Source organism: Ancylobacter polymorphus, assembly GCF_022836935.1.
Lineage (GTDB): Bacteria > Pseudomonadota > Alphaproteobacteria > Rhizobiales > Xanthobacteraceae > Ancylobacter > Ancylobacter polymorphus_A.
The window spans coordinates 2845032-2867281 of the sequence record NZ_CP083239.1 but is presented as its reverse complement, the minus strand read 5'-3'; the positions used below and the strand labels follow the sequence as shown (position 1 = coordinate 2867281).

Below are 22250 nucleotides of genomic sequence, written 5' to 3'. Positions count from 1 at the left end.
GGCGGGCGGAAAGCTAGCCTCCCCGCCCCCGCCCGGCCAGTCCTGCCGTGCCTTCAGGCGCCAAGCGCGCGGCGGACTGCCGCGATGACGCGCTCCTGCGCCGCCTCATCCAGATAGGGATGCATGGGCAGGCTGATCACCTCGCCGGCCAGCTTCTCGCACACCGGCAGACCGTTGCCTGCGGCGGGATAATGCGCATAGGCCGGCTGGCGATGCATCGGAATGCGGTAATAAACCGCCGTGGGCACGCCTTCCTTCTGCAGCGCCGCCGCCAGATCGTCACGCACGCCATGCGGCAGCCGGATCGTGTACTGCGCCCAGACCGAACTCGCACGCGGATCAACCATCGGCACCGTGCAGACATCGGCCAGCGCCGCATTGTAGCGGTCGGCGATGCGCTGCCGTGCGGCGATCTCGTCCTCGAAAATGGCGAGCTTTTCCAGCAGCACCGCAGCTTGGATCGTGTCGAGCCGACCGGTCATGCCAAGGCGGACATTCTCATATTTGTCGACGCCCTGCCCGTGCTCGCGCACGCTCTTCAGCACCGGCAGAAGTTCGTCGTCATCGGTCAGCACCGCACCGCCGTCGCCATAGCAGCCGAGCGGCTTGGCGGGGAAGAAGCTGGTGGCGGTGGCGTCGCCGAAGGAGCCGGTGCGCCGGCCGTTCCAGGTAGCGCCGAAGCCCTGTGCCGTGTCGCACAGCACCTTGAGACCATGCGCCTTGGCGATGGCCTCGATGGCATCCATGTCGGCGGGCTGGCCGAACAGATCGACCGGCACCACCACCTTCGGCGTGAGCCCCTTCTGCTTCGCCACCGCGATGGCGGCCTCCAGGCTGGCCGGGTCCATATTGAACGTGTCTTCGAGGATATCGACGAAGACCGGGGTCGCCCCGACCCACGGCACCACCTCGGCCGTGGCGCAGAAGGTGAAGGCCGGGCAGAACACCGCGTCACCGGCCTTGATGCCCCAGGCCATGAGGATCATGGCCAGCGCGTCTGTGCCGCTGGAACAGGCGAGCGCATGTTTGGCGCCGGCGAAGGTCGCGAGCTGCTGCTCGAATTCCGTTACCTCGGGGCCGTTGATGAACCGGCAATGCGTGAGAACCCGTGCCACCGCCTCGTCGATGCGCGTGCCAAGCCGCGCCCGCTGGGCGGCAATGTCGATGAAAGGAATGGGCGCCAACTCGGTCTTCACATGCGAATTCATCGGTGTTCCTTTCATGCCACGCTGGCGCGCAGGGGCGACGGCACGGCGGAGGTCGGCGCGGGGGGCGCGGGCTCCAGCGCCTCAAGGCAGCGCATGGCGACCGCAATCGCGGCCACGCCATCCTCGCCTGTCACCGCCGGCGCCGAACCGCCACGCACCGCCTCAAGGAACCGCAGCAGTTCAAGCCGCAGCGGTTCGGCATAGGCGACGGGAAGATGGCGCATGGAATAGCTGCCATCCGGCTTGTAGTCGAAATACTCGGTCACCTGGCGGGTGAGCAGGTCGCCGATCACGTATTTCTTGCGGGTGGCGACATGCACGGTGCGCGCCTTGAAGGGGGTCAGCCAGTTGGTGTTGATGTGCGCCAGCACGCCATTGGCGGTGCGGAACTGCAGCAGCGCGATATCCTCGCGCTCGGCCACCGCCGCCTTCACCTGCGGCTGCACCTCGGTGATGTGCGAGCCGGTGAAATGGCAGATCAGGTCGATGTCATGCACGGCAAGGTCGATCACCACACCGACATTCGACATGCGCGGCGGGAACGGACCGACGCGGGTAATGCCAATGGAGAGAATCTCCTCGTCGCGGATCGCATTCTTCACCGCCTCGACCGCCGGGTTGAAGCGTTCGACATGGCCGACCACCAGCGCCACATCCTTCGCCTTGGCCGCAGCGACGATCGCCTCCGCCTCGGCAACTGTGGGCGCGATCGGCTTTTCCACCAGCACATGCATGCCGGCCTCGATCGCGCGCAGCGACACTTCGTGATGGAGATGGGTCGGGGCGGCGATGACCAGCGCCTCGGCTCCGTTCGCCACGAGGTCGTCAATGCTGGCAAAGGCCTGGCAGCCAAGCAGTGCCGCCACCTTCTCGCGCTGGCCCTGATCGGGATCGGCGACGCCGACCATCTCGGCGCCAGGCAGGTCGATCAGCACGCGGGCATGGTTGTAACCCATGATGCCGACGCCGACGACGCCGACGCGAACGGGCTTAGAAGCCCCGCTCGGGTCCTTCACCATTCGGGAACATCCTTCCGTCTGAATAGGTTGCCGGGGTCTAACACGCGCCCCGAAGCGTGGCGAGAGAGGCCGAATCGTAAAGCCGCACCAAAGGCTTCACTATTTGCTTCAACCTGTTACCGACGGCCTCACTCGGGAGCGGCGGCCTCGGCCTCCGCCGCGTCGCCGGCCTCTTCCGCCGCAGCACCCGCGCTCGCCGCAACGGCGCCGGTATCGACGAAGCTCTTGTAGACGAAGGCCCGCCTGCCATCGACGATGATCTCGCACCATTGCTGGCAGGTCACCAGTTGCACCTGCTTGCCGCGCGGCAGGTTGCCAATGGCGGCGGCCCCCTTCTTCGGCGCCGCCCGCATCGTCACCGGGCTGCGCATGACCGCCGTACCGACAGGATCGCCGCCGAAGCCAGCTGGCAGAGGTTCAGCCACGGCGGGCGCCGCAGCAGCGGCAGGAGCGGAAGACGGAGCGTCGGCGTCGGAAGCCGCAGGAGTGGCCGCCGCGACGTCGCGCTGGGGTGCCCGGGCGGGCGGCAGCGGTGCCTGCTTCGGCAGGGCCGCCACGCGAGTCGTTGCTGGCGCATCGGCGCCCGCATCGGCGGCGACGGCCTCGACCGCCTCAGGCGCCCCTTCGGCGGCATCGGGGATGGCACCAGCGGCTGCCACCACGGGATCGGGCGCCGCGAAGGCGGTGACGCCGGAGGCCAGCGGCGCGACATCGGGAGCGTCGCTCGCGCGTCCCCGTGCGTTCAGCACGATGGGGGGCAGATTATCCGAGGCCGAGCCATGGGCCAGCACGGCCGGCGGGGCGGACGACGGCACCGAGGCCTCGACCGCCGCGCCCGACAGTTCCACCGGCTTGAGCGTAACGGCCGCTTGCCCCTCGGTCTGGGCGGAGGGAGCGACGCTCGCCACCGCAGCGTTGCCGATCACTTCAGGGGCGACCTTCGCCTCCTCACGGGCGGCAAGCGATTGCAGGAGGATGGCCCCGCCGCCGACCACCGCCATGAACACCGCCAGCACACCGAGACGCTGCCATGTGATGACATCCTTGGACGCGTTGCGTTTGCGCCGCGCCTCCGATTCTCCGGGCTGGCGCGCCGTGCTGCCGAAGCTGCGCCGACGGGCGGCCTGCGCTGTCTCGGCGGCGGGCGCCGCGACCGGTTCGATCCGTGCCGATGCCGGCCTGGCGGCCAGCACATCGCCCATATCGCCCAGCGCCGCGATACGGCTGCGGACATCGCCGAGGGAACGCTCCTCACCAGCCGTGGGGCGCGCTACCGCAGACGCCTCGCCGTCGGGTGGGCTCCCGTCGCGACCCGCCTTTTCCTGCTCAAGCGTGCTGACGATGGAGCGGAAATCCGAAATCAGCGAGGAGGAGAGACCGTTTCCGCGCGACTGTTGCGATGCCGTGGCCATGACGCGGGAACTCTACGCTACGAGGAAAGGGCGGGCGAACAAGAAAGACGAAACGGCAAAAGCGTCTGCACGGTGCGGATGCCGACAGTGCCTAGAAGCACTGACGGCCAGCTCAAGGGCGCGGCGCTGACCACTTCGCATGCGTTCTTCCAGTCCATTCGGGCCGGCGCCCTGAGGCCCGCGACCGAGTTCCGTAAACCGCCTTCGTATGCGACGGGTCACAACTTACCGGCAAATGGCCCCTTGATGCAAGAATGTCACATGCCGGAAATTTCCTTATGAACAAAGATTGCGGCAACTCTTGGCCGCCATCACACGCCTCGCGTCAAATTACCTCAACAGCTGCAATGCCTTGTGGGAAACACGTCCGCCCTTACACCAGCACCGCCCGTGCCGGGGCGGTCGTGGCGCCGAAAATGCGGCGATAACGTTCCAGCTCCGCCGGCGATCCCATGGCTTTGGTCGGATTGTCGGAGAGTTTCACCGTCGGGTGCCCGTCGGCCGAGATGACCTTGCAGACGATGGAGATCGGGTCCAGCCGCCCCTCAGGTGCGAAGCCACGGAAATCATTGGTCAAAAGCGTGCCCCAGCCGAAGCCCATGCGCATGCGGCCGTGGAAATGGCGGTAGATGCGCTCAATGTCGCCGATATCGAGCCCGTCGGAAAAGATGGCGAGTTTCTGCGTCGGGTCCTGCCCACGCGCCTGCCACCAGCGCAGTGCCTCCTCGCCGCCCTCGATCGGATCCTTGCTGTCGATTCGGATCCCGGTCCATCGCGCGACCCAGTCCGGTGCCTTCTCAAGGAAATGCGTGGTGCCGAAGGTGTCGGGCAGGATGACGAGGAGATTGCCCTCGTAATCCTGCTGCCAGTCGGCCAGCACGTCATAGGGCGCGCGGGCCAAGGCGGCGTCGCCGTCAGCGAGGGCGGCGTAGACCATGGGCAGTTCATGGGCGTTGGTGCCGGTGGCCTCGACCTCGCGGCGCAGCGCGATGAGGCAATTCGACGTGCCGAGAAAGCGCTCGCCCAGCCCTTCCATCATCGCCTGAACGCACCAGTCCTGCCACAGGAAGCCGTGCCGGCGCCGGGTGCCGAAATCGGCGACCCCAACCCCATTCAGCGCCTTCAGCCGTTCCACCTTCTCCCAGACGCGGGTCATGGCGCGGGCATAGAGCACCTGCAGCTCGAAGCGCCCCATGCTGCGCAGCACGGCGCGCGAGCGCAGCTCGTTGATGATGGCGAGCGCCGGGATTTCCCACATCGTGGTCTCGATCCACGGCCCCTCGAAGGTCAGCTCATATTGCCCGTCCCGCTTTTCGAGGTGGTAGGCGGGAAAGCGGAACCCCTCGAACCAGGCGACGAAGTCCGGCGAGAACATCTGGCGCTTGCCGTAGAACATGTTGCCACGCAGCCAGGTCGACTCTCCACGCGTGAGCGACAGGGTGCGCACATGGTCGAGTTGCTCGCGCAGTTCTCCCTCGTCGACGAAATCGGCGATGCGCACGGAATGGGTGCGGTTGATGATGCCGAAGGTGACGCGGGTGTGGAAGTGACGGCGGTAGATCGTCTGCGCCATCAAGAGCTTGTAGAAGTCCGTGTCGAGCACGGAGCGGACGATCGGGTCGATCTTCCACGTGTGGTTATAGACGCGAGTCGCGATGTCGATCATTCGGTAGGCCCCGTTTGCCCGGCCTCCCCTTCTAGAGCATGCCGCACGAAATTGCAGGCCATGCCTGCCGGCAGCGCGGTGCCGGTGCAGCCTGCGACGAAGGTCGTGCGATTTGGCCCTTGGAACCGCAGATCCAATGATTAACTGCGCTCCAACGCCCGGCCCAATGGCAGGGCCCCATCTCCACAGGAGCACATCGTGGCTGCCACGAAATCCCTCTTCGATACCTATCGCCTCGGCGACATCATCCTGGCCAACCGCGTCGTCATGGCGCCGCTGACGCGCAACCGCGCCGGGGCGGGACTCGTCCCCTCACCGCTCGCAGTGGAATATTATCGTCAGCGTGCCACCGCCGGTCTCATCATCACCGAGGCGACGCAGATCTCCGACACCGCGCAGGGCTATCAGGACACGCCCGGCCTGTTCACCGAGGCGCAGATCGAAGGCTGGAAGAAGATTACCGATGCCGTCCATACGGCCGGCGGCCACATCTTCGTGCAGCTCTGGCATGTCGGGCGCGTCTCGCACCGCTCGCTGCAGCCGGGCGGCGCCGCGCCCCTCGCCCCTTCCGCCATCCGCGCCAACACCAAGACCTATGTGAATAACGGCTTCGTCGAGGTGGACGAGCCGCGCGCGCTGGCGCTTGAGGAAATCCCGGGCATCGTCGACGACTTCCGCAAGGCGGCGGCCAATGCCATCCGCGCGGGCTTCGACGGCGTGGAGATTCACGGCGCCAATGGCTATCTCGTCGACCAGTTCCTGCGCGACGGCGCCAACAAGCGGACCGACGCCTATGGCGGGTCGATCGAGAACCGCACGCGGTTCCTCAAGGAGGTTCTGGCGGCGGTGATCGGCGAGATCGGCGCGGCCCGCACCGGGCTGCGCCTCTCCCCCGTCACCCCCGCCAATGACCTCGCGGACAGCGACCCGCAGGCGCTGTTCAACCACGTGATGGACGTGGTGGAGAGCCTGCACCCGGTCTATGTCCATATGATCGAGGGCGCCACCGGCGGACCGCGTGACATTGCGCCGGACTTCGATTTCGAGGCGCTGCGCGCCCGCTACAGCGGCGCGTGGATGGTCAATAATGGCTACGACAAGGCCATGGCGGAGCAGGTGATCGCGGACGGCAAGGCTGACCTCGTCGCCTTCGGCAAGGCGTTCATCTCCTCGCCCGACGCGGTGGAACGCCTGCGCCGGGGCGTCGGCTTCAACGAGCTCGACCGCGACCATCTCTATGGCGGCGGCGCCAAGGGTTATACCGACTACCCCACGCTGGAAGGCGCCAGCGCCTGACGCAAAAAGGCCCGGCACTGCCGGGCCTTTTCTTTTGCCGGGGGGGCCGAAGTCAGGCGGCGAGTGGCGCCTCGGGTTGGACCGTGCGCACCGCCACGTCGACATTCATGCCGAGATAATCGCCCGTCAGACCGGTGAAGCCGCCGCCCACCGGCACTGCTTGGCTGGGATCACGCGTAACCGCCACGCGGATAAGATTGTCAGCGGCAATGGTACCGTTGGTGGGATCGAACTCGACCCACCCCGCGCCCGGCAGATAGATGTCTGCCCACGCATGGGTGGCCCCCGCACCGACAACGCCGTTCTCGCCGCCATCGAGCGCGGGATCGTAGAGATAGCCGGTCACGAAACGCGCCGCGATGCCAAGAGAGCGCGCCGTCTCGATCAGCAGCAGAGCGAAATCGCGGCAGGACCCCGTGCCCAGGCGCAGCGTCTCCAGCGGCGGCTGCGTGCCTTCCTCGATCCGCAGATTATAGGCGAAATTCGCATGGATGCTGTTGTTGATGTCCGTCAGCAGCGCCATCGTGTCCGTGGGGCGGGTGGCGACGAAGCCCTTTGCCCAGGCCTCGAGCTCCCCGTTCGGATCGGGATAGTGCGGCTCAAGCATCCGGCCGAGATCGATCCGGTCATCCGGTGAATAGACGAACGGGTACGACTGCGCTTCCTCGGCGAGCTCGAAGATGAGGCCCCCCAGGCCGTAGCGCTCAAGTGTCAGAACGCTTTCGATCCGCAATTCGCTGGCCGGCTCGGCGAAGTCGACGATGGCAACGGAATTGCCGAATACGTCGTGGATCCAACGAACCGTGCCGTGCGGCGAGAGCACGAGTTCCGCCTCCACCAGCCGCAGATCATGGCTGTCGCGCGGACGAAGCATCAGCCGGTGCGTGTGAAACACCACCGGGTTTGCATAGCGGTAATGGGTGATGTGTCGGACGGTCAAAGTCTGCATGATCGATTCCAGCGAGCGGTGTAAACGCCGCCCGCACCAGAGAGGGGCCTCAGCGGCAGATGCGGCCCACCATGAAGCCCAGCACGCCCATCGCGACCAGCGCCTGGAAGGAATAAAGGCGCGGAGGGAACAAGGAGGCGGTCGAGCGGCTGCCGGGGTCCCGGGGTCCCTTCGACGCGTTCGCGCCGATCATAGTGGGTTGGGCCGTCGCTCCCTCCGGCTTGCGCTCCGGATTCGTGCCGCCGGTTCCCCCCGATACGCCATAACCGTTGTTCGGATGTTCCATGACCTGCCTCGCCTGATTGTGCTGTTGCGAGGCCTAACGCGCGAAGCCGCAATTCGTTCGCCGCGGCCTTCACGCCGGGCCGGCGACGGCCCCCTCACATGCGTCCGTTGAGAAAGGCCAGCATTTCCACCGGGCCCTGAGCGTTGAACAGCTTCACCTGCCGGCCGCCGCACATGTCGCAGCGAAGGCGCGGCGCGTTGCCGCCCTCCGTCGGCGGCGCGAGAGTGGCCGCATCGACACGCCCCAGTACGGAGCGCCGCCCGCAGCGCTGGCAATGGGCACACAGCATGGAAGACTGGTCGATCATGTCGCCCTCCTGAGCAAAGCGGCCTGGATCGCACCGCGCCGCCGCCAATAGATCGGCCTCGCCCGGTGCGTTTCACATGGCCGATAGGGAAGAGAAAGTCCCAGCGACGAGCGTCGCCGCGCGATGCCGTCAAATAATCATGACCGGTAAAATTAAGAAGAGGGGGTGGCGAAGAGACTTCGCCGTGGTTTCCACCAGTCGCCGGCGAACCGGGATTTGGTGGGCGCACTAGGGCTCGAACCTAGGACCCGCTGATTAAGAGTCAGCTGCTCTACCAACTGAGCTATGCGCCCCCGCCGCAGACCGTGGCCTTGCGGACGGGGGGTCGTGTAGCAGAGCCCCCGGGGTGTGTCCATAGGGTCAGGTGAGCTTCCTGATCTATCCACAGGCGCGGCGGACCGCCCTGCTTATTCCTGGAAGGCTTCCTCGCGCTTTTTGCGGACGGAGGGCAGGAGGACGATGATGAGGGCAAGCATGGCGAGGCCAAGCATGGTGGCGGAGATCGGCCGGGTGAAGAACACGGTCGGGTCGCCGCGCGAGATCAGCATGGCGCGGCGCAGATATTCCTCCAGCATCGGCCCGATGATGAAGCCGAGCAGCAGCGGCGCCGGCTCGCAGTCGAGCTTGACCAGCACGTAGCCGACCACCCCGAACAGCGCCATCGTGTAGACGTCGATGGCGTTGTTGTTGACGCTGTAGACGCCGATGCAGCAGAAGCCGACGATGAGCGGGAACAGGATGTGGTAGGGCACGGTGAGCAGCCGGACCCAGATGCCAATCAACGGTAGGTTGAGTACCACCAGCATAAAATTGCCGATCCACATCGAGGCGATGATGCCCCAGAACAGGTTCGGCTGCTCGTTGACCACATTCGGGCCCGGCACGATGCCCTGGATGATCAGCGCGCCGATCATCAGCGCCATGACCGGATTTGAGGGAATACCCAGGGTGAGCATGGGGATGAACGAGGTCTGCGCACCCGCATTATTGGCGCTTTCCGGCCCAGCCACGCCCTCGATGGCGCCCTTGCCGAACTTCTCGGGATGGCGGGAGATTTTCTTCTCGATCGAATAGGCGGCGAAGGAGGACAGGATCGCCCCACCGCCGGGAAGGATGCCGAGGAAGGAGCCTAGGAAGGTGCCGCGGAGGATGGGACCGAGGATGCGCTTGATGTCGTCCTTGGTCAGCAGCAGACCCTTCACCTTCTGCACCAGCACGGTACGGGTGTGCTCATCCTCCAGGTTGCGGACGATCTCGCCAATGCCGAACACGCCCATGGCCAGCGCGACGAATTCGACGCCGTCGGCGAGTTCCAGCATGTCGAAGGTGAAACGGGGCGTACCGGTGTAGACATCCTGACCCGACAGACCGAGCAGGATGCCGAGCACCACCATGGCCAGCGCCTTCACCACCGAGCCGGAGGCGAGCGCCACGGAGGCCACAAGCCCTAGAACCATCAGCGCAAAATACTCCGGCGGCCCGAATTTCAGCGCGAGGTCGGCGAGCGGCGGGGCGAAGACGGCGAGCAGGAAGGTGGCGACCGAGCCGGCGAAGAAGGAACCGAGCGCGGCGGTGGCGAGCGCCGCCCCGGCGCGGCCCTGGCGCGCCATCTGGTAGCCGTCAATGGCGGTAACGACGGAGGAGCTTTCGCCCGGCAAATTGATCAGGATCGCCGTGGTCGAGCCGCCATATTGCGCGCCGTAATAGATGCCCGAGAGCATGATCAGCGCGGAGACCGGCGGCAGGCCGAAGGTGATCGGCAGCAGCATGGCGATGGTCGGCACCGGGCCGAGGCCCGGCAGCACGCCGATCAGCGTGCCCAGCAGCACGCCGATGAAGCAGTAGAAAATGTTCTGAAAGGTGACGGCGACGGAGAAGCCGAGGGCGAGATTGTCGAAGATTTCCATGGGGTTCGCTCCTCAGTAGCCGCCGAGCCACGGGCCCAGCATGGGCAGTGGCAACCCGAGCCCCTTGATGAACACCGCCCAGGAGAACGCCACCATGATCGCGGAGGAGAGCAGCGCGGTGGTCAGGCGGAACTTGCGGCTGGCGAGGGTGGAGAGGAACACCGCCAGCCCCATGGAGGGGCCGAGGCCAAGCGGGCGGATGCCGAGGCCGAACACAACCACCGCGAGCGTCACCAGCCCCAGCGGCACCCATGGCCAGCGGCTCAGCCCGATTTTCTGCCCCTCATCCTCCTCCGCCACGGGGTGGAGTGTGAGTCCAGTGAGGAGGACGATGAGACCGAGAAAGCCGAGCAGGCCGGCCAGGATCATCGGGAAGTAGCCCGGCCCCATGCGGATGGCGCGGCCCATGGGCAGGTCCATCGCCTGCCAGGCGAAGAAGGCGGCGAGGAGCACCAGCAGGAAGCCGCTGGCGACCTCCTTCGGGCTTTTGACGAAACGTGTCATGGGATGTGTCCAGCGGCCGGATGGGGGACCGGCCCACCGGGGTGAGCGGCAGACCGGCGGGCAAGAGCGGGGGCAGGAAGCAGGGGCGGAACGCGTGCCGCAGCGGCGCGCCACAGCGGCGCGCCACATGGGCGCGCCGGAACTGCGGCGGCGTCAGTCGGCGAAGACGCCGGCCTTCTCGATCACCGGCTTCCACTTGGCGACTTCGGCTTCCAGATATTTCTGGTGCACTTCCGGCGTGGCGCGGTCCAGCGCCACCGGCTCGGTACCGAGATCGGCGAAGCGGGAAATGACCTTGGGGTCCTGCAGCGCGGCGACGAGCGCGGCGTTGAGCTTGTCGATCTCCGCCTTGGGCGTGCCCTTGGGCGCGTACATGCCGTGCCACACCGCCACCTCGAAGCCGGGCAGGCCGGCGGAGTCGAGGGTCGGGATGTTGGGCAGCGACTTCACCGGCGCCTTGGTGGTGACGCCATAGGCCTTCACCTTGCCGGCCTTGATCTGGCCGGTCGTGTTGGTGGTCTGGTCGCACAGCAGGTCGATCTGCCCGCCGACGAGATCGTTCATCGCCGGGCCCGTGCCCTGATAGGGAACGGTGGTCATCTGCGTGTCCAGCGCCGACATGAACAGCATGCCGCACAGATGCGAGGCCGAGCCGACGCCGGCATTGCCGTAGATCACGCCGTCCTTGTTCTTCTTCACATAGGCGATCAGCTCGGCCGCATCCTTCGGCTCCAGCGTCGATTTGCCGATGACGGTCATCGGCACGTCGGTCACGAGCCCGACTTCCTCGAAATCGGTGAGCACGTTGTAGGGCAGCTTGCGGTAGAGCGTGGCCGAGGTCGCCTGGCCGATATGGTGCAGCAGCACGGTGTAGCCGTCGGGCGCGGCCTTCGCCACCTGCCCGGCCCCGCGCGTGCCGCCGGCACCGCCGACATTCTCCACCACCACCTGCTGGCCGAGCGTGCGCGACATCGATTCCGCGATCAGCCGTGCCACCGTGTCGGTCGGCCCGCCGGCGGCGAACGGCACCACCATCGTCACCGGACGGTTGGGATAATCCTGCGCAACCGCGGCGCCAAAAGGCAGTGCCATCAGCGCCAAGGCCGCAAGGGCCGTGGCCGCCCCCTTGAAGTTCGTCATATGTCCCTCCCGAGACGTGTTGAGCCTGTTTGATTGCACGGTCGCCCGTCCGCGCGGGCGCCGTATTGTTGGGAGACTAGGCCACCACCCGCGCAACGCAGCGTCAAGTGGCCCTTTGGCTTAGAAAGCGTGACGCCTCGGAGATATCCTCGGTTGGCGGGCGGAGGGCGCATCACCGCTCTAGGAACCCGCCGCGCGACGTTCCATATTCGCCGCATGATTCAGGAGCCGCCTCCCCTCATTGTCGAAATCGCCTGGCAGGAGCCCTGGCTGGCCGCGCGCCGGCTCGGCACGCGCGAGGGTGTGCCGGTGCCGGGCCTGACCTTTCTCGACAGTGCCATGCGCCACCCCGTGCTCGGGCGCTGGTCCTATGTCATGGCCGAACCTTTCGGCCGTTTCCGTAGCGAGGGCGGTATCGCGCACTGGAACGGGACGCGCGAAGACGCGACGCCGCTGGAGGCGCTGCGCGCAAGGCTGAAAACCTACGCCCAGCCCCGACTGCCGGGCGAGGCCGGCTTTCAGGCCGGGGCGGCGGGCTATATCGCCTATGAAGCCGGCCGGCTGTTCGACCGCTTCCCCACCCCGCAGGCCGAGCCCGGCGAGGGGCCGGAAATCGACCTCGGCTTCTACGATCTCGTCGCCGCCTTCGACGTGGTGGCGGAACGGGCCTTTCTCATTTCCACCGGCTGGCCGGAGGCGGACCCCGCCCGCCGCGCCCGCCGCGCCCGCGAACGGCTGAACGACGCCAGCGCCCGGCTGGCGGCGCCGGAAGCCCCGCTGGGCGCGCCGGTGCGCGCGCGCGACTGGCGTTCCAATTTCGACGCGGAGAGCTATTGCCGCGCCGTCGCCCGGGTGATCGACTACATCCGCGCCGGCGATATTTTCCAGGCCAATTTCACCCAGCGCTTCGAGGCGGAGGTCGGCGCCGTCGACCCCTTCGCCCTCTATGACCAGCTGCGCCGCGCCAACCCCGCCACCTTCGCGGCGCTGATCGTCAATGACGACCGTGTCATCGCCTCCTCCTCGCCGGAGCGCTTCGTCAAGCTTATCGGCGCCGAGGTGGAGACGCGCCCGATCAAGGGCACGCTGCCGCGCTCGGTGGAGCCGACGCTCGACGCCTTTCGCGGCCGTGCGCTCGCCGCCAGCGAGAAGGACCGCGCCGAGAACGTGATGATCGTCGACCTGCTGCGCAACGATCTCTCGCGCGTGTGCCGGCCCGGCACGGTGAAGGTGCCGCGCCTGTGCGGGCTGGAGACCTATGCCAATGTCCACCACCTGGTCTCGGTGGTCACAGGCGAGTTGAAGCAGGGCTGCGATGGGCTGGATCTGATGGCCGCCTCCTTTCCCGGCGGTTCGATCACCGGGGCGCCGAAGATCCGCGCCATGGAAATCATCCGCGAACTGGAAGGCCGGCCGCGCGGGGTCTATTGCGGCTCCATCGGCACTATCGGCTTCGACGGCGCCATGGATTTCAACATCGCCATCCGCACGGTGACGGTGGAAGGCGGACGCGCCAGCTTCGGCGTCGGCGGCGGCATCACCACCCTCTCCGACCCTGCCGCCGAACATGCGGAAAGCCTGACCAAGGCCGAGCGGCTGTTCCGCGCCTTCACCGAGGGGGCGGCGCCGTGATCCTGCTGATCGACAATTACGACAGCTTCGTCTTCAACGTCGCCCGCTATCTCACCGAGCTCGGCGAAGAGGTGGAGGTCGCCCGCAACGACGCCCTGGACCTTGCGTCCATCGAGGCGCGGGCGCCGGAGGCGCTGGTGATCTCGCCCGGCCCCTGTTCGCCGAACGAGGCCGGCATCTCGCTGGAGGCGGTGCGGGCGCTTTCGGGAAAGCTGCCCATCCTCGGCATCTGCCTCGGCCATCAATGCATCGGCCAGGCCTTTGGCGGGCGCGTGGTGCGGGCGAAGGAGCCGATGCACGGGCGCGCCTCGCGGCTGCGCCATGCCGGCACGGATGTGTTTGCCGGCCTGCCCTCGCCGCTGCCGGCCGGGCGCTACCATTCGCTGGCGGTGGAGCTGGACGCGGGCGGGCCGTTGGTCGCCACCGCCTGGAGCGAGGATGGCGAGATCATGGGCCTCGCCCATCGCACCCACCCGACCTATGGCGTGCAGTTCCACCCGGAATCGGTGCTGACCCCGGATGGCTACGCGCTGCTGGGCAATTTCCTGAAATTGGCGCGTCAGTCTCCCTCTCCCCGTGGGGGAGAGGGCTGGGGTGAGGGGCCGCTGGCCCCGTCGGCTTCCCCTCACCCGGCGCTGCGCGCCGACCTCTCCCCCACGGGGAGAGGTGATGGCGGCAGCGTGCGATGACCTTGATCAGTGTCGAGGATCGCGGCTTCACCCTCGGCGACGGGGTGTTCGACACCGCGCTGGCGCTGGAGGGCGCCGTCTTCGCCCGCGACCGCCATGTCGGCCGGCTGGTGGCGGCGGCGCAGCGGATCGGCATCGCCCTTGAGGCGGCGGCGGTCGAGGCGGCGCTGGACGCGGCCGTGACGCCGGAGCCGGCCATTCTGCGCACCACGGTAACGCGCGGCACGGCGGCGCGCGGCCTGTGGCCGGCGAGCGCGGGGGCGCCGACCGTCGTGGTGACGCGCGCGCCCTGGTCCCCTGCCCTGCTCGGCCAGCCGGCGCGGCTGATCACTGCCAGCGGGCGGCGCAACGAGCTCTCGCCCACCGCCAACCTCAAGACGCTGGGCTATCTCGACCACATCCTCGCCTCACGCGAGGCGGCGGCGGCAGGGGGGGACGACGCGCTGCTGCTCAACACGCGCGGCCGCGTCGCCTGCACCACCATCGCCAATGTGTTCGCGCTCATCGCCGGGCGGCTGGTGACGCCGGCGCTCAGCGAGGGCTGCCTGCCCGGCATCATGCGGGCGCTGGTGATCGAGGCGGCGCCGCGGCTCGGGCTGGCGGTGGAAGAGCGCCCGCTGGCGCCGGCGGCGCTCAGCGGGGCGGATGCGGTGTTCCTCACCAATTCCGTGCGCTTCCTCCGCCCGGTGACGGCGCTGGATGGCATTCCACTGGGCGAAGCGCACGACACGGTTCGCAACTTGCAGGATATTATCTGGCGGCAAGCCACCGGCGGAAAATAAGCGCGCCGCTCACCTTGCGACTTCTTGCATTGGCGATAGAGGACGCGAGACAGGACGGCATCATATTTTTGACGCTTTCTTGGCCGGCTGCGTTTTGCACCGGTGACCCGACCCAGACACGCCGCAATTATTTGAAACCTTCCGGCGGCGGCGGCGTTGAAGACCACCGCAAAGCTGCCGGAGGTGCCCCATGCTTCGCCTGACACGCCCCCTGCTCGCCGCCGGAATCGGCGCGAGCCTTCTCGCCGGCGTCGCCACTTTGCCCGCCCTCGCGCAGAACGCGCCGATCCGGCTGGCGCAGGCCGGCCCGCAGGGCGGCGCCGCGACGATGGACGTGAACCTTTTCTATGACCAGCTGGGCCGCTTCGGCACCTGGGTCGCCCATCCCGATTACGACTATGTCTTCATTCCCAGCGATGTCGGCCCGGGCTGGCGCCCCTATCAGGAAGGGCGCTGGGTGTGGACCGAGCAATATGGCTGGTACTGGGAATCCTATGAGCCCTTCGGCTGGGCGACCTATCATTATGGCCGCTGGGGTTATGACCCCGCCTATGGCTGGTTCTGGGTGCCGGGCGACACCTGGGCGCCGGCCTGGGTGACGTGGCGGCGCGGCGGCGGGCGCACCGGCTGGGCGCCGATCGCACCGGACCGTCCCGGCTATGCCGTCGGCCGGCCCGCGCATTATGCCCCGCCCGTGGCGGAAAGCTGGGTCTTCGTCGAGGACCGCTACATGGCGGCGGAGGACATCGCCGTCCATGTCGCGCCGATCCCGCAGATCAACATCTATCTCCAGGCGGCTCCGGATGCGTATGAGCCGAGCTGGGACGATGGCTATTACGTCAATCGCGGCTTCGGCTACCGCGTCTATGACGCGCCGGTGCGCGAGCGGCTGGTGACGCGCGAGGTCTATTATGTCGACAATCGCGACGATGTTTTCTTCGATGGGAATGGCGGCCGGCTCGGCATCTTCGCGCCGCGCCTCGATTTCAGCGACCGGCGTGGCCCGCCGCCGCGCTATGTGCGCGAGATCGAGCCCGACCGGCGGCCGCTGATCCGGCAATATGTGCGCGAGGACCGCGACGTGCCGGGCTGGCTCGCGCCCTCGGCGGCGCTGCTCAACGTGCTCACCCCCGACAACCGGCGCGATCTGCGCGAACGCCGCTTCGAGAACCCCGACCGCTTCCGCCAGCAGGTGCAGCTTCTGGAGCGCGAGCGGGCCGACCGGCTGCTGGAAGAGCGGCGGCAAGCGGATGCGCGCGCCGAGGCGTTCCAGCGCCAGCAGCGCGAGGCGCTGGAGCAGCGCCGCGCCGTGTATGAGAAGCTGCGCGCGGAACAGCGCGCCAAGGCGCAGCGTGTGGTGGACCGGGTGGAAAACCAGCCCGGCCCGCGCCCCGGCGGCCCCGGTGCTCCCGGTGTGGGACCCGGCCGGCCCGGCGGCCCCGGTGCGCCCGGAGCGACGCCGCCCCGTCCGGGCGGCCCGAATAACGGTCCCGACGCCGGCCCCGGTCGCCCCGGCGGACCGGCCGCGCCCGGAGCGACGCCACCCCGTCCGGGCGGCCCGAATAACGGCCCCGACGCTGGCGCCGGCCAGCCGGGTAGCCCCGGTGCGCCCGGAACGACGCCGCCCCGTCCGGGCGGCCCGAATAACGGCCCCGACGCCGGCCCCGGCCGGCCCGGCGGCCCCGGTGCGCCCGGAGCGACGCCACCCCGTCCGGGCGGCCCGAACAACGGCCCCGACGCCGGCCCCGGCCGGCCCGGCGGTCCCGGTGCGCCCGGAGCGACGCCGCCCCGTCCGGGCGGCCCGAATAACGGCCCCGACGCCAGCCCCGGCCGGCCCGGCGGCCCCGCTACGCCCGGTGCCGCGCCGAATGCTCCGGCGGCCCCCGGCGCGGTGCAAAGCCCACCTGCCTCCTCCCGCCCGGGACCCGATCAGCCGCCGGCGGCGGCACGACCGGCCCCCAATCCGGCGCCGCTGAACAATGCGGATCGGGCGAAGCGGAATCAGGAGGTGCGCGAGCGGCAGCAGCAGGAGCGTCAGCAGAAGCAGGACGCTCAGCAGGAACAGCAGCGCGCCCGGCAGCAGCAGAACCAGCAGCAGCGTCAGCAGAAGCAGGAGGCCCAGCAGGAGCAGCAGCGCGCCAGGCAGCAGCAGCGCCAGCAGCAGCAGGACGCCCAGCAGGAACAGCAGCGCGCCCGGCAGCAGCAGCGGCAAGAGCAGAGGCAGCAGCAGATGCAGCAGCGTCAGCAGAAGCCGCCGCAGCAGCCGGGGGCACAGCAGGCCCGTCCCCCGCAGGGCCAGCCCGGTCCGAACCGGCCCGCGCGTCCGCCGCAGGGCCAGCCGCGCCCGCCCGGCGGCGGGGCGGGCGGTCCGGGTGGCCCGGGAGGTCCGGGTGGCCCCGGGCAGCCGCCCGTGCCGCCCGGCGCGCAGTAAGCGCGAGCCTCGACCGGAACGACGGACATTCCCGGCAAGGGCCACCGGAGCTTGCCGGGGCTGGCGGCTCCGACAGGCATGCCGTTGAAACAAAAGAGCCCCGGCGGTGCCGGGGCTCTTTCCTTAAATCACACCCTTCGGCGGCCGTTCATTCCGCCGCCGGCTGCGCCTGAGCGTTCAGGCTGCCGCGCTTGGTCGCCAGCTTGTTGAGCGCGATGATATAGGCCTGCGCCGAGGCGACCAGCGTGTCGGGGTCGGAACCGCGCCCGGTCACCGCCTTGTCGCCGTCTTCCAGCCGCACCGAGACTTCGGCCTGCGCGTCCGTGCCCTCGGTCACCGCGTGGACCTGATAGAGCGCCAGCTTCGCCTCATGCGGGACGATGGCCTTGATGCAGTTGAACACCGCATCCACCGGGCCATTGCCCTCGCATTCCTCGGTGACGAGGATGCCGTCCACCTTCATCTTCATGGTGGCGCGCTGCGGGCCGTGGCTGCCGGCGATGACGCTGAGCGAAACGAGCTTCATGCGGTCATGGGCGGCGGCGATCTCGTGATCGACCAGCGCCTCGATGTCCTCGTCATAGACCACCTTCTTGCGGTCGGCGAGTTCCTTGAAGCGGCTGAAAGCGTCGTTCAGCGCGTTCTCGCCCAGCTCGTAGCCCAGAGCCTTCAGCTTGTCGCGGAAGGCGGCGCGGCCGGAATGCTTGCCCATCACCAGAGAGGTCTTGGACACGCCGACGCTGTCGGGGGTCATGATCTCGTAGGTGGTGTTGTTCTTGAGCATGCCATCCTGGTGGATGCCGCTCTCATGCGCGAAGGCGTTCCGGCCGACGATGGCCTTGTTGTACTGCACCGGGAAGGAGGTGACGGCCGAGACCAGCTTGGAGGCGCGGGTCAGCATGGTGCTCTCGATGCCGGTGGCATAGGGCAGCACGTCGCCACGGGTGCGGATGGCCATGACCACCTCTTCCAGCGCCGCATTGCCGGCGCGCTCGCCGAGGCCGTTGATGGTGCATTCGATCTGCCGCGCGCCGCCGTTGAGCGCCGCCAGCGAATTCGCCACGGCGAGGCCGAGATCGTCATGGCAATGGGCGGAGAAGATGATCTGCTCGCCATTCGGCACGCGGTCGAGGATGTAGGCGCGCACCTGGCGGAACATCGCCTCATATTCCGACGGGGTGGCATAGCCCACCGTGTCCGGCAGGTTGATGGTGGTGGCGCCGGCCTTCACCGCCGTCTCGACGCAGCGGGAGAGATAGTCGATGGGCGTGCGGGTGGCGTCCATCGCCGACCATTCGATGTTGTCGACGAGGTTGCGCGCCTGCGTCACCGTCGCGGTGATGATGTCGATCACCTGATCCTGCGTCTTGCGCATCTGGTGTTCGAGATGGATCGGCGAGGTGGAGACGAAGGTGTGGATGCGCGGGCGCTGGGCGAACTTCACCGCCTCGCCGGCGCGGGCGATATCGGCGGGGATGGCGCGGGCGAGGCCGGCGATCACCGCGCGCTTGGTGCGGCGGGCGATCTCGGCGACGCTCTCGAAATCGCCGTTGGAGGCGATGGGGAAGCCGGCCTCGATCACATCGACGCCCATCGTGTCGAGCAGATCGGCGACTTCCAGCTTCTCTTCCAGCGTCATCGAGGCGCCGGGGCACTGCTCGCCGTCGCGCAAGGTGGTGTCGAAAATGACGACGCGGTCATGAGGGGTGGACATGTGGGCTTCCTTCTCGGCTCCGGCACCGGGAGCGGCAGGGCCTTCTGGCCCGTGCGGCATCGTCCGTTGCCTGTCTGACAGTGTGGCGGGAGGCGTCATCCCCTGAGCGCCCAGGCGCGAAGCCCGGCCGGCCCTCAGGGGCGGCTAAGAAGAAGGAGCCCGGACGCAAGGAGAACCTTCCCCGCAAACCGCAGCGCGGTCGGGGTCGCGGAAGAACGGCGGGCGGACGAATTCGTCACGGCTCGGCTCTCGCGAGGTTGCTCTGGCGCAAGGTCATAGCCGAGCGCGGGGGAAACGGCAAGGGCGGGGGTAAGCGGCGCCTCGGGCTCGCGCCTGCGGGGGGCGAGTGCGTCATGGCCGGGCGGGCGCCTAGCCGCGCGCCTTCGGGTGGAGGGGGCGGCCTCCCGAGGGTGCGGCAGCCGGGCCTCGCCCGGCCATGACGTTCGACCCCGTCACGTCCGTGCGGCCGGACGGGGAAGCGCAGACTTCAGTGCCCGCCCTCCACCTTGTGCGTCGGACGGCGCAGCAGCGGGGCGGCGAAGAACAGGGCGACGAACAGCACGGTGAGCACGAGGAACACGTCGGAAAACGCCATCACCTCGGCCTGGATGCGCACCTGCCCCGCCAGCCGCTTCAGCGCCGCCGTCCCGGCGTCCGAACCGAGGGCGGAGAGCGCGCGGGTCATGGAATCGAGCCGATCCACCGCCGTCGCATTCGCCCATTGCACATTCTCGTGCAGGCGGGCGAGGTGCAGGTCCCAGCGGTCGTTGAGCACGGTGTTGATGAGGGCGAGCCCCACCGCGCCACCGAGATTGCGCATCAGGTTGAACAGGCCGGAGGCGTTCTTCAGCTGGTCCGGCGGCAGGGTGCCGAGCGAGATGTTGTTGATCGGGATCATCGCCATCATGATGCCGACGCCGCGCAGGATCTGCGGCACCAGCAGCTCCCAGAAATCCCAGTCCTTGGTCAGTCCCGTCACCTGCCACGTGCCCACCGCGAAGGCGGCGAAGCCGAAGGCGATCATGGCGCGCGGATCGACCTTGCTCATCAGCCGGCCGGCGATGGGCGCGCACAGGAACATGGCGAGGCCGGAGACGAACATCGTCTCGCCGATCATCAGCGCCGAATAGCCCCGCACCCGGGCGAGATAGAGCGGGTAGAGATAGGTCAGCCCGTACAGCCCGATGCCGACCACGAAGCTGAAAGCCGAGCCGACGGCGAAATTGCGGTTGGCGAAGGCGCGCAGATCGACCACCGGCTCGCGGGAAATGAAGACGCGGGCGAAGAACGCCACCGCCGACACCGCGCCGAGCACGGCGAAGATGAGGATCCACTCATCCTCGAACCAGTCATTGGTCGGCCCCTCCTCCAGCACGAATTCGAGGCTGCCGAGAAAGCCGGCCATGAACAGCAGGCCCCACCAGTCGAAGCGGTCGAGCAGAGCGAGGTCCGGCTCGTCGAAATCCACCAGCGTTACCGTGGTGATGACGACGAAGATGCCGGGGATGATGTTGACCAGAAACAGCCAGTGCCAGGAGAACAGGTCGGTGAGATAGCCGCCAATGGTCGGGCCGATGGTCGGCGCCAGCGTCGCCACCAGGCCGATGAGCGGCGCCACCACGCCCTGCTTCTCGCGCGGAAACACGGAATAGGCGGCGGCGAACACGGTCGGGATCATGCCGCCGCCGAGAAAGCCCTGCAGCGCGCGATAGACGATCATCTGGTTGATCGAGGTCGCGGTGGCGCACATGAAGCTCATCACGGTGAAGCCCACCGCCGAGGCGGCGAACAGCCAGCGCGTGGACAGCGCCCGCGACAGGAAGCCGGACAGCGGAATCATCACCACCTCGGCGATGAGGTAGCTGGTCTGCACCCAGGAGATTTCGTCGGACGACGCGGCGAGGCCGGCCTGAATTTCGGACAGCGAGGCGGAGACGATCTGGATGTCCAGGATCGCCATGAACATGCCGAACACCATGCACAGGAAGGCGAACATGCGCCTCCCCTCGCTGGCGGCGGCGCGGGGCGCGGCGCCGGGCGTTGCTGTGATGTCGGACATGCGCGCCTCCTGAAGGCTCAGCCGCGGGTGTCGACGGTGGCGACCACCGACATGCCCGGGCGCAGCTCCGCCTTGTCGCGGGCCGCCTCATCCAGCTCGATCCGCACCGGGACGCGCTGGACGATCTTGGTGAAATTGCCGGTGGCGTTCTCCGGCGGCAGCAGGCTGAACACCGAGCCGGAGGCCGGGGCGACGCTGACCACGCGGCCATGGAAGGTCTCGTCGGGATAGGCGTCGACCTCGACATCGACCTTCTGGCCGGGATGCAGCCGGCCGAGCTGCGTCTCCTTGAAATTGGCGTCGACATAGACCTGCGCCATCGGCACCAGCGCGGCGATGCGCGTGCCGGCCTGCACCAATTGCCCCACCTGCACCGCGCGATTGCCGACGACGCCATCGAAGGGCGCCTTGACGAGGGTGAAGTCGAGGTCGCGCTGGGCCTGCTCGCGGGCGGTCTTCAGCTCGTCGAGCGTGCGCAGCGCCTCGGTACGCTGGGCGTCGAGCACGGCGACATTGGCCTGCGCCGAGACCACCTTCGCCTTGGCGGCATCGACGGCGGCCTGCGCCTTGTCGCGATCGGCGCGCGCGGTCTCCAGCGTGGCGCGGCTGGAGAACTGGTCCTTCATCAGCTGGGTCTGGCGGGTGAGTTCGAGATCGGCGCGCTGAAGTTCCGCCTGCTGCGAGGTCAGTTCGGCCTGCGCCTGGTCGATCTCCGCCCGCGCCGCCTCCATCTGCTGGCCATAGCGGTCGATCGTCGCCTGCTGGGTGGCGATCTTGTCCTCCGCCGCCTTGAGGGCGAGCCGGTAGTCGCCATCGTCGATGCGGGCGATGACATCGCCGGCCTTGACGTTCTGGTTGGTCTCGACATCGAGCGCGACGATATGGCCGGCCACCTTGGCGGCGAGGATCGAGGTGTCCGCGCCGACATAGGCATCGTCGGTGGAGACCATGAACCGGCCCACCCGCCACCAATCGGCGCCATAAAAGCCCCCGCCCGCCAGCACGGCGAGCAGGATCGCGCCAAGGATCAGCTTCTTGCGCGAGCGCGGCGGCTTGGGGGCCGCGTCAGTGGACGGCGCGACGGGCGCGGCGGCGTCCGGTGCCGGCTTGCGCGCGGTGAGCGGGATCGGCTCGGCGGATTGCCTTCCCGCCGCCTCCGGCAGTGCCTTGATCTCAGCCTGCGCCATGCCACCCTCCGTAACGTAACTAAACCGTTCAGTTCACTCTGACGCTTTACATATCAAACTAA

At 68.0% G+C, this 22250-nt stretch carries 17 protein-coding genes, 1 tRNA gene and 1 pseudogene; 5 read left to right on the top strand and 14 right to left on the bottom strand.

All coding sequences use genetic code 11. The annotated features are described in order from the left end of the window. Nucleotides 1-53: 53 nt before the first annotated feature. From K9D25_RS13535 to pncB, 4 genes are all read right to left on the bottom strand, one after another. Nucleotides 54-1208 carry a DegT/DnrJ/EryC1/StrS family aminotransferase gene (locus K9D25_RS13535; RefSeq protein ID WP_244375964.1) on the bottom strand — a complete coding sequence of 385 codons (1155 nt, stop codon included), beginning with the start codon at nucleotides 1206-1208 and terminating at the stop codon, nucleotides 54-56. Nucleotides 1209-1219: 11 nt separating this feature from the next. After that, nucleotides 1220-2227: a Gfo/Idh/MocA family protein gene (locus K9D25_RS13530; RefSeq protein WP_244375962.1), complete on the bottom strand. Its 1008-nt coding sequence runs from the start codon at nucleotides 2225-2227 to the stop codon at nucleotides 1220-1222. 128 nt (nucleotides 2228-2355) lie between these two features. Beyond that, nucleotides 2356-3639 carry an SH3 domain-containing protein gene (locus K9D25_RS13525; protein ID WP_244375960.1) on the bottom strand — a complete coding sequence of 428 codons (1284 nt, stop codon included), beginning with the start codon at nucleotides 3637-3639 and terminating at the stop codon, nucleotides 2356-2358. A gap of 373 nt (nucleotides 3640-4012) precedes the next feature. After that, entirely contained in the window at nucleotides 4013-5305 is a 1293-nt protein-coding gene (gene pncB / locus K9D25_RS13520; RefSeq protein WP_244375958.1) for a nicotinate phosphoribosyltransferase, read from the bottom strand. Between the two features lie 198 nt (nucleotides 5306-5503). On the opposite strand from pncB, the gene K9D25_RS13515 reads away from it, so the two are divergent. Then, on the top strand, nucleotides 5504-6601 hold the full coding sequence (locus K9D25_RS13515) for an alkene reductase (RefSeq protein WP_244375956.1): 1098 nt from the start codon (nucleotides 5504-5506) through the stop codon (nucleotides 6599-6601). 52 nt (nucleotides 6602-6653) lie between these two features. Here the strand turns inward: K9D25_RS13515 and K9D25_RS13510 are convergent, their stop codons facing one another. From K9D25_RS13510 to K9D25_RS13480, 7 genes are all read right to left on the bottom strand, one after another. After that, entirely contained in the window at nucleotides 6654-7550 is an 897-nt protein-coding gene (locus tag K9D25_RS13510; RefSeq protein WP_244375954.1) for a transglutaminase family protein, read from the bottom strand. A 49-nt stretch (nucleotides 7551-7599) separates the two neighbouring features. Continuing rightward, entirely contained in the window at nucleotides 7600-7836 is a 237-nt protein-coding gene (locus K9D25_RS13505; protein ID WP_244375952.1) for a hypothetical protein, read from the bottom strand. Between the two features lie 94 nt (nucleotides 7837-7930). Continuing rightward, nucleotides 7931-8143, bottom strand: a complete 213-nt coding sequence (locus K9D25_RS13500; protein WP_244375950.1) for a hypothetical protein — start codon at nucleotides 8141-8143, stop codon at nucleotides 7931-7933. Between the two features lie 217 nt (nucleotides 8144-8360). Then, nucleotides 8361-8436, bottom strand: a tRNA-Lys gene (locus tag K9D25_RS13495). 114 nt (nucleotides 8437-8550) lie between these two features. Continuing rightward, nucleotides 8551-10050: a tripartite tricarboxylate transporter permease gene (locus K9D25_RS13490; protein ID WP_244375948.1), complete on the bottom strand. Its 1500-nt coding sequence runs from the start codon at nucleotides 10048-10050 to the stop codon at nucleotides 8551-8553. A 12-nt stretch (nucleotides 10051-10062) separates the two neighbouring features. Continuing rightward, complete coding sequence (locus K9D25_RS13485) at nucleotides 10063-10554, bottom strand: tripartite tricarboxylate transporter TctB family protein (protein ID WP_244375946.1); 492 nt, start codon at nucleotides 10552-10554, stop codon at nucleotides 10063-10065. A 153-nt stretch (nucleotides 10555-10707) separates the two neighbouring features. Continuing rightward, on the bottom strand, nucleotides 10708-11694 hold the full coding sequence (locus K9D25_RS13480) for a tripartite tricarboxylate transporter substrate binding protein BugD (RefSeq protein ID WP_432207879.1): 987 nt from the start codon (nucleotides 11692-11694) through the stop codon (nucleotides 10708-10710). Between the two features lie 216 nt (nucleotides 11695-11910). On the opposite strand from K9D25_RS13480, the gene pabB reads away from it, so the two are divergent. The 4 genes and pseudogenes from pabB to K9D25_RS13460 all read left to right on the top strand — a co-directional run bounded on the left by pabB (nucleotide 11911) and on the right by K9D25_RS13460 (nucleotide 17228). Next, nucleotides 11911-13326 carry an aminodeoxychorismate synthase component I gene (gene pabB, locus K9D25_RS13475; RefSeq protein WP_244375944.1) on the top strand — a complete coding sequence of 472 codons (1416 nt, stop codon included), beginning with the start codon at nucleotides 11911-11913 and terminating at the stop codon, nucleotides 13324-13326. Beyond that, a pseudogene (locus K9D25_RS13470) lies at nucleotides 13323-13898 on the top strand (anthranilate synthase component II); the annotation flags it as partial. The gene pabB and the pseudogene K9D25_RS13470, both read left to right, overlap by 4 nt. A gap of 113 nt (nucleotides 13899-14011) precedes the next feature. Continuing rightward, on the top strand, nucleotides 14012-14797 hold the full coding sequence (locus K9D25_RS13465; protein WP_244375942.1) for an aminotransferase class IV: 786 nt from the start codon (nucleotides 14012-14014) through the stop codon (nucleotides 14795-14797). Between the two features lie 190 nt (nucleotides 14798-14987). Next, the gene (locus K9D25_RS13460) at nucleotides 14988-17228 is read left to right on the top strand and encodes a DUF6600 domain-containing protein (protein ID WP_244375940.1); all 2241 of its coding nucleotides are present in this window, start codon (nucleotides 14988-14990) and stop codon (nucleotides 17226-17228) included. A gap of 148 nt (nucleotides 17229-17376) precedes the next feature. On the opposite strand, the gene K9D25_RS13455 is transcribed toward K9D25_RS13460, so the two are convergent. From K9D25_RS13455 to K9D25_RS13445, 3 genes are all read right to left on the bottom strand, one after another. Then, on the bottom strand, nucleotides 17377-18942 hold the full coding sequence (locus tag K9D25_RS13455; protein ID WP_244375938.1) for a 2-isopropylmalate synthase: 1566 nt from the start codon (nucleotides 18940-18942) through the stop codon (nucleotides 17377-17379). 487 nt (nucleotides 18943-19429) lie between these two features. Then, nucleotides 19430-21001: a DHA2 family efflux MFS transporter permease subunit gene (locus tag K9D25_RS13450; RefSeq protein WP_244375936.1), complete on the bottom strand. Its 1572-nt coding sequence runs from the start codon at nucleotides 20999-21001 to the stop codon at nucleotides 19430-19432. A gap of 17 nt (nucleotides 21002-21018) precedes the next feature. Then, nucleotides 21019-22188, bottom strand: a complete 1170-nt coding sequence (locus K9D25_RS13445) for an HlyD family secretion protein (RefSeq protein ID WP_244375934.1) — start codon at nucleotides 22186-22188, stop codon at nucleotides 21019-21021. Between the last annotated feature and the right edge of the window lie 62 nt (nucleotides 22189-22250).

Coding starts and splice junctions, on each gene's coding strand:
- K9D25_RS13535 (WP_244375964.1), bottom strand. CDS start 1,208: ATGAATTCGCATGTGAAGACCGAGTTGGCGCCCATTCCTTTCATCGAC.
- K9D25_RS13530 (WP_244375962.1), bottom strand. CDS start 2,227: ATGGTGAAGGACCCGAGCGGGGCTTCTAAGCCCGTTCGCGTCGGCGTC.
- K9D25_RS13525 (WP_244375960.1), bottom strand. CDS start 3,639: ATGGCCACGGCATCGCAACAGTCGCGCGGAAACGGTCTCTCCTCCTCG.
- pncB (WP_244375958.1), bottom strand. CDS start 5,305: ATGATCGACATCGCGACTCGCGTCTATAACCACACGTGGAAGATCGAC.
- K9D25_RS13510 (WP_244375954.1), bottom strand. CDS start 7,550: ATGCAGACTTTGACCGTCCGACACATCACCCATTACCGCTATGCAAAC.
- K9D25_RS13505 (WP_244375952.1), bottom strand. CDS start 7,836: ATGGAACATCCGAACAACGGTTATGGCGTATCGGGGGGAACCGGCGGC.
- K9D25_RS13500 (WP_244375950.1), bottom strand. CDS start 8,143: ATGATCGACCAGTCTTCCATGCTGTGTGCCCATTGCCAGCGCTGCGGG.
- K9D25_RS13490 (WP_244375948.1), bottom strand. CDS start 10,050: ATGGAAATCTTCGACAATCTCGCCCTCGGCTTCTCCGTCGCCGTCACC.
- K9D25_RS13485 (WP_244375946.1), bottom strand. CDS start 10,554: ATGACACGTTTCGTCAAAAGCCCGAAGGAGGTCGCCAGCGGCTTCCTG.
- K9D25_RS13480 (WP_432207879.1), bottom strand. CDS start 11,694: ATGACGAACTTCAAGGGGGCGGCCACGGCCCTTGCGGCCTTGGCGCTG.
- pabB (WP_244375944.1), top strand. CDS start 11,911: ATGATTCAGGAGCCGCCTCCCCTCATTGTCGAAATCGCCTGGCAGGAG.
- K9D25_RS13465 (WP_244375942.1), top strand. CDS start 14,012: ATGACCTTGATCAGTGTCGAGGATCGCGGCTTCACCCTCGGCGACGGG.
- K9D25_RS13460 (WP_244375940.1), top strand. CDS start 14,988: ATGCTTCGCCTGACACGCCCCCTGCTCGCCGCCGGAATCGGCGCGAGC.
- K9D25_RS13455 (WP_244375938.1), bottom strand. CDS start 18,942: ATGTCCACCCCTCATGACCGCGTCGTCATTTTCGACACCACCTTGCGC.
- K9D25_RS13450 (WP_244375936.1), bottom strand. CDS start 21,001: ATGTCCGACATCACAGCAACGCCCGGCGCCGCGCCCCGCGCCGCCGCC.
- K9D25_RS13445 (WP_244375934.1), bottom strand. CDS start 22,188: ATGGCGCAGGCTGAGATCAAGGCACTGCCGGAGGCGGCGGGAAGGCAA.